This window comes from Comamonas sp. BIGb0124, from assembly GCF_003752175.1.
Taxonomy (GTDB): domain Bacteria; phylum Pseudomonadota; class Gammaproteobacteria; order Burkholderiales; family Burkholderiaceae_C; genus Comamonas_F.
This window is the reverse complement of sequence record NZ_RJVF01000009.1, coordinates 617777-633699: the sequence shown is the minus strand read 5'-3', so window position 1 is coordinate 633699 and position 15923 is coordinate 617777. Positions and strand designations below refer to the sequence as shown.

General features: G+C 65.6%; 11 protein-coding genes. 7 read left to right on the top strand and 4 right to left on the bottom strand.

Annotation, left to right across the window (positions count from 1 at the left end; genetic code table 11):
- Nucleotides 1-154: 154 nt before the first annotated feature.
- The 6 genes from EC845_RS09015 (at nucleotide 155) to EC845_RS08990 (ending at nucleotide 8875) form a co-directional block, all read left to right on the top strand.
- Nucleotides 155-3637: an ATP-binding protein gene (locus tag EC845_RS09015; protein ID WP_123297304.1), complete on the top strand. Its 3483-nt coding sequence runs from the start codon at nucleotides 155-157 to the stop codon at nucleotides 3635-3637.
- Entirely contained in the window at nucleotides 3621-4559 is a 939-nt protein-coding gene (locus tag EC845_RS09010) for a response regulator (RefSeq protein WP_123297301.1), read from the top strand. Before EC845_RS09015 ends, EC845_RS09010 begins: the two co-directional genes overlap by 17 nt.
- Nucleotides 4560-4732: 173 nt before the next feature.
- Complete coding sequence (locus tag EC845_RS09005) at nucleotides 4733-5386, top strand: TetR/AcrR family transcriptional regulator (protein ID WP_123297298.1); 654 nt, start codon at nucleotides 4733-4735, stop codon at nucleotides 5384-5386.
- 129 nt (nucleotides 5387-5515) lie between these two features.
- Nucleotides 5516-6679, top strand: a complete 1164-nt coding sequence (locus tag EC845_RS09000; RefSeq protein WP_123297294.1) for a Gfo/Idh/MocA family protein — start codon at nucleotides 5516-5518, stop codon at nucleotides 6677-6679.
- Nucleotides 6680-6797: 118 nt separating this feature from the next.
- The gene (locus EC845_RS08995) at nucleotides 6798-7985 is read left to right on the top strand and encodes a dihydrodipicolinate synthase family protein (RefSeq protein ID WP_123297291.1); all 1188 of its coding nucleotides are present in this window, start codon (nucleotides 6798-6800) and stop codon (nucleotides 7983-7985) included.
- Between the two features lie 11 nt (nucleotides 7986-7996).
- Nucleotides 7997-8875 (top strand): sugar phosphate isomerase/epimerase, encoded by an 879-nt coding sequence (locus EC845_RS08990; protein ID WP_123297288.1) that lies wholly within the window; start codon nucleotides 7997-7999, stop codon nucleotides 8873-8875.
- 58 nt (nucleotides 8876-8933) lie between these two features.
- On the opposite strand, the gene EC845_RS08985 is transcribed toward EC845_RS08990, so the two are convergent.
- The 3 genes from EC845_RS08985 to EC845_RS08975 form a co-directional block, all read right to left on the bottom strand.
- Nucleotides 8934-10211, bottom strand: coding sequence for a CitMHS family transporter (locus tag EC845_RS08985; RefSeq protein WP_123297285.1), 1278 nt, complete (start codon nucleotides 10209-10211; stop codon nucleotides 8934-8936).
- A gap of 99 nt (nucleotides 10212-10310) precedes the next feature.
- Nucleotides 10311-11021 (bottom strand): RraA family protein, encoded by a 711-nt coding sequence (locus EC845_RS08980; RefSeq protein WP_123297281.1) that lies wholly within the window; start codon nucleotides 11019-11021, stop codon nucleotides 10311-10313.
- A gap of 74 nt (nucleotides 11022-11095) precedes the next feature.
- Nucleotides 11096-12064, bottom strand: a complete 969-nt coding sequence (locus EC845_RS08975) for a hydroxyacid dehydrogenase (RefSeq protein ID WP_123297278.1) — start codon at nucleotides 12062-12064, stop codon at nucleotides 11096-11098.
- Nucleotides 12065-12461: 397 nt separating this feature from the next.
- On the opposite strand from EC845_RS08975, the gene EC845_RS08970 reads away from it, so the two are divergent.
- Entirely contained in the window at nucleotides 12462-13391 is a 930-nt protein-coding gene (locus EC845_RS08970) for a LysR family transcriptional regulator (RefSeq protein ID WP_123297275.1), read from the top strand.
- A 74-nt stretch (nucleotides 13392-13465) separates the two neighbouring features.
- Here the strand turns inward: EC845_RS08970 and EC845_RS08965 are convergent, their stop codons facing one another.
- Nucleotides 13466-15670: a TonB-dependent siderophore receptor gene (locus tag EC845_RS08965; RefSeq protein WP_123297272.1), complete on the bottom strand. Its 2205-nt coding sequence runs from the start codon at nucleotides 15668-15670 to the stop codon at nucleotides 13466-13468.
- Nucleotides 15671-15923 lie beyond the last annotated feature (253 nt).

The window sequence follows — 15923 nt, the reverse complement described above, 5'->3', positions numbered from 1 at the left end:
GGAAGGGATGTTGGCGGCGGGTGCCAGCAAGGCGGCGCTGGATGAGGTGCAAGATTAGGGAGAACCCGCAAGTCGTCCCATACGTCAAATAACGTAGGCCGCTTCCGATACATGCCGTCCCCGGCAGGCCTGCTTTTTGCTCCAATGACAGGCGATGCACGACGCCGACCTCCCTCCTCCCCAGGCACCGCCGCAAAAGATCTTCCGGTTTCGCCGCGACTACAACGCCTGGGTCGCCGACGAGACGCTGGAGGACTACGCGCTGCGCTACACCGCACGCTCGTTTCGCAAGTGGAGCGAGTTCCGTGTGGCCAATACGGCGTTCGGCTCGCTGTCTTTCCTGGCCCTCGAGGCCATCGGCGGCGCCATCGCGCTGAACTATGGCTTCACCAACGCGATGTGGGCATTTCTGGTGGCGGGACTCGTCATCTTCCTGGCCAGTCTGCCGATCGCGATCTACGCCGCGCGCTACGGGCTGGACATGGACCTGCTCACGCGCGGCGCCGGCTTCGGCTACATGGGATCGACCATCACGTCGCTCATCTACGCCGTCTTCACCTTCATCTTTTTTGCGCTCGAGGCGGCCATCATGGCGCTGGCCCTGCAGCTCGTGGTCGACTGGCCGCTGTGGGTCTGCTATGTGCTGTGTTCGCTCGTCATCCTGCCGCTGGCCATGCGCGGCATCACGCTGATCTCGCGCCTGCAGGCCTGGACGCAGCCGCTGTGGCTGTTCCTGCTGGCGCTGCCTTTTGTCTGGATCGCGGTCACCCAGCCTCAGTTGTACCGCGACTTCACCACGCTGTCGGGCCTGCGCTCGGGCAGCAGCGGCTTCGATCCGCTCATGTTCGGCGCCGCGACGGCCGTGATCTTTTCGCTGGTGGTCCAGATCGGCGAACAGGTGGATTTCCTGCGCTTTCTGCCTGAACGCACGGCACGCAACCACTGGCGCTGGTGGGCCGCCGTGCTGGTCGCGGGTCCGGGCTGGATCGTCATGGGCGTGCTGAAGATGGCAGGGGGCGCCTTCCTGGCGTTTGCCGCACTGCAGTTCCAGATCGGCACGCACCGCGCCACCGAGCCCACGCAGATGTTTCTGGCCGGCTTCGCCGAGGTCACCCGCACGCTGGGCATTCCCGGACTGGCGGCCGCGCTGACCGTGCTCTTTGTGGTGATCTCTCAAATCAAGATCAACGTCACCAATGCCTACGCCGGTTCGCTGGCCTGGTCCAACTTCTTTGCACGCGTGGCACGCAGCCATCCCGGGCGCGTGGTGTGGCTGGTGTTCAACGTGGGCATCGCCACCCTGCTGATGCTGCTGGGGGTGTTCGGTGCACTCGAGGTGGTGCTGGCGGTCTACAGCAATGTCGCCATCGCCTGGATCGGCGCGCTGGTGGCCGACCTGGTCGTCAACAAGCCGCTGGGCCTGAGCCCGCGCCACATCGAGTTCCGGCGCGCCTATCTCTACGACTTCAACCCCGTGGGCCTGGGTGCCATGCTGCCGGCAGCGACCGTCGCCTGCGCCGCACATGCCGGGCTGCTGGGCAGCTATGCCGCCGCGTTCTCGCCCTTCCTGGCCCTGGTGCTGTCGTTTCTGCTGGCGCCGCTGCTGGCCTGGATCACGCGCGGCCGCTACTACCTGGCACGTCCGGTCGACACGCCGGCTTCGCAGGACGACACGCTGCGCTGCAGCGTCTGCACCAATCAGTTCGAGCTGCCCGACATGGCATCGTGCCCCGCCTACGGGGCGCCGATCTGCTCGCTGTGCTGCTCGCTGGAATCGCGCTGCCACGACCGCTGCAAGACGCAGTCGCGTGCCTCCGAACAGATCCGTGCCGTGGTCACCGCCCTGCTGCCCGGTCGCTGGGCGGTGCGCTTCAACTTCAGGCTGGCCCAGTACACGCTGGTGCTGCTCACGCTGTGCGGCTCGATGGCTTTTTTCCTGGCGGTGATCTACCTGCAGGAAAGCCTGAGCGCCGACGTGGGGGCGCTGCTCATTCCTTTCCTCAAGGTCTTCACGCTGCTGTCGCTGCTGGCGGCGGTCTGCGCCTGGTGGGTGGTGCTGGCCACCGACAGTCGGCGGCTGGCGCACGAGGAATCCGAACGCCAGACGGCCTTGCTGCGGCAGGAGATCGACGCCCACCGCCGCACCGACGCTGCACTGCAGGCCGCCAAGGAACAGGCCGAATCGGCCAGCCATGCCAAGACCCGTTATGTGGCCGGCATGACCCACGAACTCCGTACTCCGCTCAACACCATCCTGGGCTTTGCACAGATACTGCTCAAGGACGGGCGCGTCGAGGGCCCGTTGCGCGAGAGCCTGGCCATCATGCAGCACAGCGGCCAGCACATGCACGCCCTGATCGACGGCTCGCTCGAACTCGCACGCATCGAGGCCGGCCGCCTGAGGCTCGACCCTGCGCCGCTGCCGCTGACCGCCCTGCTCGAGGAGATCACCCGCATGGTGCGTCCGCAGGCGCAGGCCAAAGGCCTGGATTTTTCGCTGCTCATCGAGGGACAGGCACCGGCCTGGATACGTGCCGACGGCAAACGGCTGCGCCAGATCCTGCTCAACCTGCTGGGCAATGCGGTGCGCTTCACGGACCGCGGCGAGGTGCGGCTCAAGCTCGACTTCCGCCAGCACGTGGCGCGTATCGAGGTCAGCGACACCGGCATCGGCATCGCACCGCAGGACATCGAACGCATCTTCCTGCCTTTCGAACGCGGCAGCGCGGGACGGCGCAGCAGCGAGGCCGGCACAGGCCTGGGCCTGACCATCACCCACCTGCTCACCGAGCTCATGGGCGGCCAGCTGAGCGTGCACAGTGCGCTGGGCCAAGGCAGCACGTTCATCGTGCGACTGTACATTCCGGGCCTGGCCGAGACCGGATTGCACCTGCCCGTGGCGCAGGCGGCGGCGTTGCGGCCCGTCGTCGGTTACCGCCCGCCGCGCCGCTCCCTGTTGGTGGTCGACGATCAGCCTCTGCACCGGCAGTTGCTGGCCGGCCTGCTCACGCCTCTGGGCTTCGAAGTGCGCGAAGCCGCCAGCGGCAGCGAATGCCTGGAAGTGGTGGCGGCACAGCGTCCCGACCTGATCCTGCTGGATCTGTCGCTCGACGAGATGGACGGCTGGGAAACGGCAGCACGCTTGCGCGGCCGTCACGGGGCACGCGAGCTGCCCATCGTTTTTGTGTCGGCCAATCTCTTCGACAACCTGCCTGAAAAAGTCAATGCACTGGATTGCCAGGGTTTCGTGGGCAAGCCGGTGATCGAATCCGAGCTGCACGGCAGCCTGCAGCGTGCGCTCGGCCTGACATGGACCTATGCCACGGAAGCCGATCCGGCGGATGCCGTCGGCCCCCATGCTGCAAGCACCTACACGCCGGCCCCGCCCTTGCGTGCCATGGACACGGCATCCCAGGCACTGCTGGTCACCCACCTGCCGTCTGCCCTGCGCGAGGATCTGCTGCGTTTTGCGCGCCAGGGCAACGCCGCGCAACTCAAGCAGCATCTGCGCGACGCCAGCCATGCATTGCCGCAGCACGGTCAGGCACTGTCCATCCTGCGCGCCTGCTGCGACCGCTTCGATTTCCAGGCGCTCGCCGCGCTACTCAGGAACCCCGACCATGAATCCATCGATTGAAGCCGCTGCCGTCGCGGCATCCAATGCGGTACCTGCGCCTCGCCCGCCCTCGCAACCCGGTACGCAGCACGTCATCCTGGTCGTCGACGATGCCATCGACACACTGCACATGCTTTGCGACGCCCTGGTCGGCGAGGGCTATGCGGTACTGGTCGCCCGCGACGCCGAAGAGGCCGTGCAGCGACTCGACGTCACCGTGCCCGACGGCATCCTGCTCGATGCGGTCATGCCGGGGGCCAGCGGCTTCGAGCTCTGCCGGCGCATCAAGGCCACGCCCGCGTGGTCGCACGTGCCGGTGCTCTTCATGACCGGGCTGGCTGAAACCGAGCAGATCGTCGAGGGCTTTTCGTGCGGCGGCGTCGACTACGTCGTCAAGCCGCTGCGCATTCCCGAGGTCATGGCACGCCTGGCCACCCATGTGCGCAACGCCCGCGCGGCAAGGCTGGCGCGGGTGGCCGTGGATATCGCCGGCATGGGGGCCGTCGTGCTCGACAACGTGGGCCGCATCGCCTGGCGCTCGCCGCAGGCCACGCGCTGGCTGGCCGAAGCCTTCGAGTCGGTGGCGGCCCCGGCCTGCCTCGCCTGGCTGGCACAGGCCGTGACGTGCGGACAAAACACCACCGGACTGCTCGATGGCCGCCAGTTGCTGGCACGCCATGTCGGCATGAGCGGTTATGCCGAATCGACCGTGCTGCTCGACATGGCCAACCTGGGCGAACGCCTGCACAAGATCGCACTCACCCCGCGCGAAACCGAAGTCCTGTCGTGGCTGGCCAAGGGCAAGACCAATCGCGACATCGGCGACATCCTGGGCATGAGCCCCCGCACCGTCAACAAGCACCTCGAGCACATCTTCGAAAAGCTCGGGGTGGAGACCCGCACGGCTGCCGTGGCGGCAGCCGACCGTGTGCTGCGGACCTGAACCATGGGCGAGGCCGGTTTTTCTGCTCCTCAATTACCAATCTGGTGAATTAAAATAAGCCCCTGCAGGCGAAAACCTGGACCGGCGGGGCCGGCGCACCGCTGTCCGCGCTAACATGACCGTCGTCAGGCGCGGTTTTCCAGGCGCAGCCTGCGCAGCAACCCAAGGACCGCATGCCCGCCACCGCTCCCTCCTCGTTACCGGAAGCCAAACAGCGCGACGCCGAGCGTTCGCAGAAGGCCATTCTCACCGCCGCCACCACCGAGTTCTCCGAACACGGCCTGGCCGGTGCCCGCGTGGACCGCATCGCCGAGCGTGCCGGCCTCAACAAACGCCTGATCTACTATTACTTCAAGGACAAGGACAGCCTGTTCACCGCAGTGCTCGAGCATGTCTATACCGAGATCCGGCAAGCCGAACAAGGGCTGCGGCTCAAGGAGCTCGAGCCCATCGACGCCCTGCGCAAGCTCACCGATTTCACCTGGCGCTATTACATCGAGCACCCAGAATTCATCACCCTGCTCAACAGCGAGAACCTGCACAGGGGTCGACATCTGAGCGTCTCGGACAGCGTGCGGCAGGTCAATGTCGCCGTCATCGAAACCCTGGGCGATGTGCTCGAGCGGGGGCGCGTCCAGGGCGTGCTGCGCGGCGGCATCGATCCCATGCAGCTCTACATCAGCATCGCCTCGCTGTCGTACTTCTACCAATCCAACGCCTACACGCTCTCGAATGTCTTCGGACGCGACCTGATGTCGCCGCGCATGCAGACCCAGCGCAGTTCGCACATCGTCGACGTGATCCTTGGCTACTGCGTCAAGGACTGAGGAAAACCCGACGGAGGGGGCTGTTGACGGCCCCCTTTTTTTTACCTACTATTCACCAATCAGTTAATTAAGGCCGTTCTGGCCACAGGCAGATGCACCGGCATCGCCTCAACTCTGGAAGGTGGAGACATGGCAACACAACGACTCGGACTCATCATGCACGGCGTCACGGGCCGCATGGGCATGAACCAGCATCTGATCCGCTCGATCGTCGCGATCCGGGCCCAGGGCGGCGTCACGCTCTCGAACGGCGACACCGTGATGCCCGACCCGATCCTGATCGGCCGCAATGCCGAGAAGATGGAGGCCCTGGCCAAGGCCCATGGCATTGCCCGCTGGGGCACCGACCTGGACGCTGCGCTGGCCAATCCGGAGGACACGGTGTTCTTCGATGCAGGCACCACGCAGATGCGTCCCACGCTGCTGGCCAAGGCCATCCGCGCAGGCAAACACGTGTATTGCGAAAAACCGATCGCCACCAACCTCAACGAAGCCGTCGAGATCGCCCGCATGGCGCAGGAGTCCGGCCTCAAGCACGGCGCGGTGCAGGACAAGCTGTTCCTGCCCGGCCTGCGCAAGCTCGACATGCTGCGCCGCGCGGGCTTTTTCGGCCGCATGCTCAGCGTGCGGCTGGAGTTCGGCTACTGGGTGTTCGAAGGCGACCTGCAGCCCATCCAGCGTCCGAGCTGGAACTACCGGCAGGAAGACGGCGGCGGCATGATCCTCGACATGATGTGCCACTGGCGTTATGTGCTCGACAACCTCTTCGGTGAAGTCAAGTCCGTGTCGTGCCTGGGCGCGACCCACATCCCGCGCCGGTGGGACGAGAAAGGCCAGCCCTACCCCGCCACCGCCGACGATGCGGCCTATGCGACCTGCGAACTCACCGGCCACCAGGGCGAGCCCGTGATCGCCCAGCTCAACATGTCGTGGGCCACCCGCGTGCGCCGCGACGACCTGGTCACCTTCCATGTCGACGGCACCGACGGTTCGGCGGTGGCCGGACTCAGCGAGTGCCGGGCCCAGTCCCGCGTGGCCACGCCCCGCCCGGTCTGGAATCCCGACGTCAAGCAGAGCATGGATTTCATGGACCAATGGCAGCTCATCCCCGACAGCCAGGTCTACGACAACGGCTTCAAGATCCAGTGGGAACACTTCATCCGCCACGTGGTCGAGGACGCGCCCTACACCTGGACGCTGCCCGAAGGCGCCAAGGGCGTGCAACTGGTCGAAGCCGCGCTGGCGAGCTGGAAAGAGCGCCGCTGGATCGACGTGCCCGTGCTGAACGTGTAGGGCCTTCCGCACCCGTGCGTTCGGGCCGCCCGGCCATGGACCCACGCCGTGCAGCTTCGTGCCGCAGGCGGCGGCCCTGCCCGCTGCCATCCCCTCCTCTCCTTGCACCGCACCCGACATGGCCCTCACCCTCCAACTCCCCACGGCTTCCGGCGCCGTTGCGCCCTACACCCTCACCGGCCGCCTGCCGCCCAAGGCGGCACCGGGCATCGTTTTCGACCGGGTGGCCTATTCGGCCGCGCATGTGGTGAACGATCCGCTGGCCGTGGCCAATCCCTGGCTCGACTGCCCCATCGACTGGGACGCCACCCTGGCCTATCGCCGCCACCTCTGGTCGTTGGGCCTGGGCGTGGCCGAAGCCATGGACACGGCTCAGCGCGGCATGGGATTGGACTGGCCCAGTTCGCTGCAGCTCATCGAACGTTCGCTCGATGCGGCGCGGGACTTTCCCGGTGCACGCATCGCCTCCGGCTGCGGCACCGATCATCTCGACCCGGCGCTCGCCCGCACCGTGGACGATGTCATCGCCGCCTACGAACATCAGATGGAAGCCATCGAGAAACTGGGCGGAAAACTGATCGTCATGGCCAGCCGCGCTTTGGCTCGCGTGGCCCGTGGCCCTGCCGACTACCAGCGTGTCTACGGCCGCATCCTGTCCCAGGCCCGCCAGCCCGTCATCCTGCACTGGCTGGGCGAGGCCTTCGATCCGGCTTTGCAGGGCTACTGGGGCGCCAGCGATTTCGAATCGGCCATGGAGACCGCGCTTGCCGTCATCGCGGACAACCCCGGCAAGGTCGACGGCATCAAGATTTCGCTGCTCGACAAGGACAAGGAGATCGCCATGCGCCGCCGCCTGCCCGCAGGCGTGCGCATGTACACCGGCGACGACTTCAACTACGCCGAGCTCATCGCCGGCGACGGCTGGGGCAGCGAGATCACGCATGGGCAGAGCGATGCCCTGCTCGGCATCTTCGATGCCATCGCCCCCGCCGCCAGCGCGGCACTGGGCAAGCTCGCCGAGGGCGACCTCGCGGCCTTTCACGACATCCTCGGCCCCACGGTGCCGCTGTCGCGCCACATCTTTCAGGCCCCGACGCGTTTCTACAAGACCGGCGTGGTCTTCATGGCCTGGCTCAACGGACACCAGAAACACTTCACCCTGATCGGCGGCCAGCACAGCACGCGTTCGGCCCAGCACCTGGCCGAGCTGTTCCGGCTGGCCGATGCAGCCCACGTGCTGGAGCAGCCCGAGCTGGCCACCGCCCGCATGAAAACGCTGATGGCCGTGCACGGCATCGGCGACTGAGGAGGACGGACATGCGCGATTTCTCGACCGGCCACGAGTGGCTCTCCATCAACACCGCCACCATCCGCCAGCAGCAAGGCGAAGAACGCTCGCTGCTCGACATCATTGCCCAATGCGACCGCCGCGGAATCCGCGCCATCTCGCCCTGGCGCGATCAGGTCGCATCGGCCACCCTGACGGCGACCGCTTCCGCGATCCGTGCAGCGGGCATGGCCCTTTCGGGTTACTGCCGCGGCGGCATGTTCACGGCCACCGGCGAAGAAGGCCTGCAAGCGGCCCACGACGACAACCGCCGCGCCGTCGACGAGGCCTGCACGCTGAATGCCGCTTGCCTGGTGCTGGTGGTCGGCGCTCTGCCCGGCGCCCTGCAGGGCCAGGCGCTCAACAAGGATCTGCAGCTGGCGCGTCGGCAGGTCGAGGACGGCATCGGCCAGTTGCTCGACCACGCGCGCGAATGCGGCATGCCTCTGGCCATCGAGCCGCTGCATCCCATGTACGCCGCCGACCGGGCCTGCGTCAACACGCTGGAGCACGCGCTGGACCTGTGCGACACGCTCGACCCGGATCGCAGCGGTGCCCTGGGTGTCGCCGTCGACGTGTATCACACCTGGTGGGACCCCAAGCTCGAGGCGCAGATCCGGCGGGCGGGCGCCCCGCGCCTGCTGGCCTTCCACGTCTGCGACTGGCTCACCCCGACCACCGACCTGCTCAACGACCGCGGCATGATGGGCGACGGCGTCATCGACATCCCGCTCATCCGCTCATGGGTCGAGGACGCCGGTTTTGCGGGCTACAGCGAAGTCGAGATCTTCTCGAAAGCCAACTGGTGGAAGCAGCCGGGCGACAAGACCCTGGCCACCTGCATCGAACGCCATCGGCAAAGCGTCTGAAAATGCCGGCCCGCAGCCTGCTGTGGGCAGCCGCAGGCCATCGGCCTGCCCGGCCGCTTCAGTGATGGAGCGGAATGACACCGATCAGCAGCGACACGATCAGCATCACGAAGCTGGAGCCGACCGCCCACTTGATCGCCTGCTTCTGCACATCGCCGTAGTTCAACCCCAGCATGCTGACGAGCAGGTAGGTGGATGCGACCAGCGGGCTCAGGATGTGCACCGGCTGCCCGATCAGCGAGGCACGCGCCATCTCGACACCCGTGATGCCGTAATGCGCCGCCGCTTCGGCCAGGATCGGCAGCATGCCGAAATAGAACACGTCGTTCGACACCACCCAGGTCATGGGGATGCTGATGAGCGCGGTCACGATCGCCATATAGGGACCGAGTGCATCCGGCACCACGGCCACGATGGTCTTGGCCAGCGCCGAAGCCATGCCCGTCTCGTTCAGGATGCCGATGAACACACTGGCGGCAAACAGCATCATGGCGACCGACAGAATGGCCGGTGCATGCTCGGCCATGCGTTTCTGCTGGTCCTGGTGTTTGGGAAAGTTGACCACGAACGCAATCGCGGTGGCCAGCATGAACATATAGGCCAGGGGCAGGATCTCCATCACCAGTCCGACCATCAGCCCGATCGTCAGCGCCCAGTTGAAGTAGAGCTTCCAGCCGGCCGAAGGACGCTGTTCCAGCGTTTCCGACGCATCGAAACGAACGATGCCGACGCGCCGGCGTTCGCGCATGCCGAACAGCCAGGCCATGAAGAAGGCCCACAGCACGCACGCCAGCAACGGGACGATCAGCGGCGTGAAGACCGCGGACATCTCGACTTTCATCGATGCCGCGGCACGCGCCGTCGGACCGCCCCAGGGCAGCAGATTGCCGATCCCCGTGCACTGCAGCAGCAGGCAGGCGACCAGCGGCAGCGAAAGACCCAGGCGTTTGTAGATGGGCAGGAAAGCCGACAGCACGATCATGTAGACCGTGGCACCGTCGCCATCGAGGGCGACCACAAAACCGAGTGCGACCGTGCCGATGAAGATCTTCACCGGATCGCCCCCGACCGCACCGACGATGCGCCGGATGATGGGGTCGAACAGGCCGGTGTCCGTCATCAGCATGAAATAGGCCATGGCAAAGATGAGCAGCACGCCCGTCGGAGCGATCGTGCGAACGCCTTTGATCACCATGGCACCCATCTCGGGGCCAAAGCCCCCGATCAAGGCAAAGACCGTGGGCACCAGAATGAGCGTGGCCACGGCGGACATCCTGCCGCTGATGAGCAGGTAGATAAAGCAGGCGAACATGGCGAAGCTAAGGGCGACAAGCATGAACGTGTTCCTCCACCCCCCGGTCCGTCACGGATCGGGGAGAAAAATATAGTTGGTGATGATCGACCCGCCCCGAAACCGGCGGATCAGGCTTGTCGTTCAGACCGGCAGACCCTTGGCCCGCAGCGTCGCATCGAATCGTTCCGGATCGGAGCGGCCGGTTTCGTTGTCGGCGCGTATCTTCGCTTCCTTGACGAGATGGGCGCGGCCACGTTCCAGGATATGGGCGGCATCGGCGGCTGGAACCGCGATGACACCGTCGGCATCGCCCACGATCAGATCGCCCGGCAGCACGGCCATGCCCGCACACGAGATCGGCACGTTCACTTCGCCCGGGCCGTCCTTGGTCGGACCGCGGTGCGTGTGCCCCTTGGCAAAGATCGGCATGCCCTCCTCCGCCCATTCGCACAGGTCGCGCACGGCGCCGTCGATCACCAGGCCACCCAGTTTCCGGGCCACGCAGGTGGTGCGGATCAGGCCGCCGACCAGCGCCTGCGTCACGTCCCCGCCGCCGTCGATGACCAGCACGTCACCGGGCTGGACCATCATCAGGGCCTTGTGGATCATCAGATTGTCGCCCGGCCGCACCCGCACGGTCACGGCGGGGCCGCACAGCACGGTGTCCAGCCGGGCATGGTATTGGCGCAGTCCGATGGTGCCGATGTGGCGGCTCATCGAGTCGCCGATCGCGGCCACCGGAATCTCGCGAAAAGCGGCGACGATCTCGGGTGCGGGTCCTTCGACACGCGGGTTGATGCGATAGCCGGCAGGCCATTGATGCGACGCGATGGTCGGAGCGGGGGTAGTCATGGGCAAACTCCAGTCAGGTCAGTCGGTCCGTCGATCGATCGACGGATCGATCGGGCGACGGGGATAAAAAAAGCTCAGGCCAGCACTTGCGGATTGACGCAAGCGGCCGGGTCGGCAGGCTGGCCCTGCAGCCAGCCCAGAACGTTGCGGGCCGCGCCACGGGCCATGCCGGCCAGCGCCGCGGGGGTCGAGCCGCCCACGTGCGGAGCCAGCACGACGTTGGGCAGCGCCGCCAGCGCATGGCCGGCGGGCAGCGGCTCGACAGACATCGTGTCGAGGCCGGCGGCATACAGTTGCCCGGACCGAAGGGCCGCGATCAAGGCCTCCTCGTCGATCACTTCGCCGCGGGCCGTGTTGACGACGATGGCGCCACGCGGCAGGCGTGCGAGCTGTTCGGCGCCCAGCATGCCTCGGGTGTGTTTGTTCAAGGGCACGTGGAGGCTGAGGACATCCGCCAGGGGGAGGATCTCGTCCACCGAAGCCACCAGGCGCACCGCGGGGTTGGGACTGGTTTTCAGGCCTGGATCGAAGGCCACGACCTCCATGCCCAGAGCCAGACAGACCGCCGCCACGCGCTGGCCGATCTGGCCGAAGCCGACGAGGCCCAGCGTCTTGCCGTGCAGCTCGATGCCGTCCTGTACCCGCGACCAGCGGCCCGCATGCAGTTCGGCGTCCATCCAGGCGATCCGGCGTGCGGCGGCAAACATCAGGCCCAGCGTCATTTCGGCGACGGATTGCGCATTGGCGCCGGGCGTCACATAGACGGGAATGCCTCTGTGCGTGGCCGCATCGACATCGATGTTGCTGACGCCGACGCCATGCTTGGAAATCACCTTGAGCGTCGGGCACGACGCGATCGCCGTGGCCGAGAGATCGACGGTGCGCGAAATCACGGCATCGATCGGCTCGCTGGCCATGATCCGCTCGACCTCCTGCACGTCGTTGCCGTTCTGCAGGTAGATCACACGAGCCTGGGCCTGGTCCAGGAGTTCCACGCCGCTTGGGGCGAGTCGGGGCGCTGTCACGAAGATGGTGGGGGTCATAGGAATGCAGGAAAGAGATTCAGGGGTCGAACCGCGCGGAATCCGCGAGATCGCAGGAGGGGTCGCCGTTTTCCGTTGCATGACGACTGGGCGCGCAGGCCATGAGCCGGTCCGTCGCAGCGGCGTGCCGGCGATGGGCGCGGGCAGGGTCTCGCTGGAAACGCCGGCCCTGTTTCGCCACCGCAGGTTTCAGTCTTGGCGGGTCCGATCGGCCGCCGCAGCCAGGCCATGCAGACCGGCGCCGTCGAAGCCGTGAACACGGCTCATGGATGCACCGGCACGGGCCGGCTCCGTCTTGTTTCGCATGCTTGTCTCCTTTTATGGAGAGCCATTCTGCGAATGACAAATCATTCCGTCCATTTAATAATATTCATACATCGATTCCTTGGATTCATGAATGGACATCAACCTGAGAGACCTCAAGTACTTCGAGGCCGTGGCCGAGCTGGGCCATGTCGGCCTCGCAGCGGACAAGCTGGGCCGTACGCAGCCGGCCCTCACCAAGGCGGTGCAGCGGCTCGAGGACGCGTTCGACAGCAAGCTCTTCGAGCGCCATGGCCGTGGCATCCAGCTCACGGCGGTGGGCGAAGTCCTGCTGGCTCGCGCACGGCTGCTGCGCGGTGCCACCGAAGAGGCCTTGCGTGAGGTCAACGACTTTGCGCGGGGCAATGCAGGCCATGTGCGCATCGGAAGCGGCCCGATCGCCGCCGACTACGTGCTGCCGGAAATCTGCAACCTGCTGCTGGCCGAAGCCCGAGACACCACCATCGACATCACCACCGGCCCGAGCATGATGCTGCGCGAGCGCCTGAGGGAGGGCACATTGGATCTGCTGATCGGCCTGATGCCCGAGAACGACGACGAGCTCGTCACCCATGCCATCGTCGAGGACGTCGTGGTCGTGGCGACCAGCCGCAACCATCCGGTGTTCCAGTTGCCCGACATCACCATGGAATCGCTGCTCCAGTGGAACTGGGTGTTGCCGCTCGAAACCATTCCCAGCCGCCAATGGCTGGATGCGGCCTTCAGGTCCCGAGGCCTGCCGACGCCTGCCGTGCAGATCAACGCCAACTCGGTCCCCCTGCTGCCCCGCCTGATCGCCCACAACGATCTGCTGAGCTTTCTGTCGCGCCATACCCTGGCGGAAGGGCGAGGCACCGAAGCACTGCGGGAGGTGCCCCTCAAGGAAACCGAGCTGCACCGCAAGCTCGGCGTCACCTATCGCAAATCGGGTTATCTGTCGCCCGCGGCCCGCCGCCTTCTGACGTTGCTGCGAACGCGCGGAAAGAGCCTGTTCGTGCGGTCGGGGGATGCCGCTGAACGTTGAGCGACGCATAAAAAAAAGGCCTGCCGTTTTCACGGCAAGCCCTTTCCAGATGGCGCGATCGCGGTTTTACACGATCAGAAATCCACCTGGGCCGACAGCATCAGCGTGCGGGGTGCACCGACGGTTGCATAGCCCTTCGCGGTCACCCAATAGCCCTTGTCGGCGACGTTTTCCAGGTTGGCACGCAGCACCACCGGCTTGCCGGCGACCTGGGTCGCATAACGGGCGCCCAGGTCGACACGGGTCCAGGCCGGCATGCGCAGCGTGTTCGAGGCGTCGTACCACATCGACGAGGTGTGGATGACCCGTCCGTTCACGCTCAGACCCTGCACCCACGGCGTATCCCAGTCCAGTCCGACGTTGAAGGTGCGCGTCGGCACACCGTTGGCATCGTTGCCCTGGTTGGTGCCGCTGGCTGTCCGCACCAGCTTGGCATCCATCAGGGCGACGCTGGCCATGGCGCGCAGACCGCGCTGGATTTCGCCGTAAGCCGTCAATTCGATGCCTCGGTTGCGCTGCTCGCCGCCAAAGCTGTAGACGTTGTTCTCGACGATGCTGCTGGGATTCTCGATCTGGTAGACCGCGATCTGCGTGATCAGCGAACCCCAGTCGCGCTTGACGCCGATTTCATGCTGTCTGGATTTCTGCGGCGCGAAGACCTCGCCCCGGTTTTCGTAAGCGGGGCCGGCGACCCCGCCGGCCGTCAGACCTGCGGTGTAGTTGTAGTACACCGACGTGTCTTTCAGGGGCTTGAAGACCAGACCGACCAGCGGGGTGACCGAGCTGGCCTTGTAAGGCGTGGAGCCATTGACGCTCTTCTGATCGATGGTCTGGTCGCGCAGGCCCAAGGTAGCCAGGAAGCGGCCGTTGAACAGGCTCAAGGTGTCGGCCACGGCGAAGCTGTGCTGGGCCAGTTCTGCAGTCTTGCTGGGTTTGCCCCGTGCAAACGTGATCGCGGGCAGGGGCGAAGGGTTGTAGATGTTGGACGCGACGGGGGTGTTCGTCAGTTGGTAGAAGTAGCCGGTCTCGCGCTGCAGGGCATTGGCCGATACCACCACCGTGTGGCCGATCGCACCGGTGCGGAAGCGCGTACGCAGACCGACATCGCCGGACGTGGCCTTGTTGTACTCGTCGTAATAGCCGTTGTTGACCGAGAAGTTGCCCTGCGAATCGATGCGCAGGTCCGTCGGCCGCGACACCGCGGTCGGGAAAGTCTGGTCGGTCGAGGCATCCGTGTAACCGATGCTGCCGTAGAGCGTGGTGTTCTTGCCGAGGTCGAACTCGATGCGCGAAATGGCCGTCTTGGCTTGTTCCGTCAGCTCGGTTCCGGGGTAGAAGTTGGTTCGGGCATCGGGCACGGCAGGAATCTGCGTGGTGCCGGCACGGAACGCGCTCTGTGGGCGGAACTCGGTGGTCTTGCCGGTGGTGCGCATCACATCTGCCGACCAGCGCAGACGCTCGCCCGCGTAATCGACACCGAGCGAACCCAGAGCGACGCGCTGGCGTCCGTCGTCGATGTTGCCCTCGCCGTTGCGCCATACGCCATTGACGCGAACGCCCCACTGGTTGTCCGCGCCAAAACGGCGGCCGACATCGAGGTGGGTGCCGAACTGGGCTTTGCCCATGTAGGTCGAGGTCAGACGGGTCAACGGAATGTCGTTGGCCCGCTTGGTCACCACGTTGATGGTGCCGCCGATGCTGCCGCTCGGTCCGACGCCGTTGGTCAGCGAACCCGGGCCCTTGAGCACTTCGACGCGTTCGATCATCTCCAGCGGCACGCGGGTCGCCGGCACCAGGCCATACAGACCGTTCATGCTGACATCGCGGGCCCCCACCGAGAAGCCGCGAATCTGGAAGTCGTCGCCATAGCCGCCGCGTGCCTGCAACGTCCGCACCGACGCGTCGTTCATGACCACGTCAGCAATGGTCAGCCCCTGCTGGTTCTCGATCAGTTCGGAGGTGTAGTTCGTCGTGCTGAAGGGAACGTCCATCAGGTCGGTGCGGCCCAGGATGCCCAGATCGCCGCCTCGGGCGAGCTGTCCGCCGGAATAGGTCTTCTGCAGGCCTCCGATGGCTTCGGCCTGACCGATGACCTCGACTTGGCCGAGGGTGGTCGTCGCGGGGGTTGTAGAAGGGGTCGTCGTAGGCGCGGTCTGTGCCGCGACACCTGCGGCAGCGACGGCAAAGCTGATGCCCAGACAGTGCTGGATCAGAGACATGAGCGGCGAAAGCTTGAAGGACGACGCGAGACCGGCGTCGCGGACAGACGTTGAATGCATGGGAGGTTTGTAGAGGGCGCCCTGTCGACCGGGCGCAGATGGAGAAGCGGAAAGTACGATGAACCGACCTTCGCATGGAGGCAAGATCGGCTATCATAATCGTTCTCATTATAAATCTAAAAAACACCCATTTGCGTTATCGATGCTCTCCTTATGTTGTACGGACGCCGTGAGCCGGAGGCAAGGAAAGCAACGATCGCCGAAGCGATACAACCCGCTGCGCGCAGTCCTGTGACGGGAATTGCATCGGGGG

Excerpts from the sequence above, each read along its gene's own strand:
- EC845_RS08980 (WP_123297281.1), bottom strand. The coding sequence starts at position 11,021 with ATGACTACCCCCGCTCCGACCATCGCGTCGCATCAATGGCCTGCCGGC.
- EC845_RS09005 (WP_123297298.1), top strand. The coding sequence starts at position 4,733 with ATGCCCGCCACCGCTCCCTCCTCGTTACCGGAAGCCAAACAGCGCGAC.
- EC845_RS08985 (WP_123297285.1), bottom strand. The coding sequence starts at position 10,211 with ATGCTTGTCGCCCTTAGCTTCGCCATGTTCGCCTGCTTTATCTACCTG.
- EC845_RS09010 (WP_123297301.1), top strand. The coding sequence starts at position 3,621 with ATGAATCCATCGATTGAAGCCGCTGCCGTCGCGGCATCCAATGCGGTA.
- EC845_RS08965 (WP_123297272.1), bottom strand. The coding sequence starts at position 15,670 with ATGCATTCAACGTCTGTCCGCGACGCCGGTCTCGCGTCGTCCTTCAAG.
- EC845_RS08990 (WP_123297288.1), top strand. The coding sequence starts at position 7,997 with ATGCGCGATTTCTCGACCGGCCACGAGTGGCTCTCCATCAACACCGCC.
- EC845_RS09000 (WP_123297294.1), top strand. The coding sequence starts at position 5,516 with ATGGCAACACAACGACTCGGACTCATCATGCACGGCGTCACGGGCCGC.
- EC845_RS09015 (WP_123297304.1), top strand. The coding sequence starts at position 155 with ATGCACGACGCCGACCTCCCTCCTCCCCAGGCACCGCCGCAAAAGATC.
- EC845_RS08975 (WP_123297278.1), bottom strand. The coding sequence starts at position 12,064 with ATGACCCCCACCATCTTCGTGACAGCGCCCCGACTCGCCCCAAGCGGC.
- EC845_RS08995 (WP_123297291.1), top strand. The coding sequence starts at position 6,798 with ATGGCCCTCACCCTCCAACTCCCCACGGCTTCCGGCGCCGTTGCGCCC.
- EC845_RS08970 (WP_123297275.1), top strand. The coding sequence starts at position 12,462 with ATGGACATCAACCTGAGAGACCTCAAGTACTTCGAGGCCGTGGCCGAG.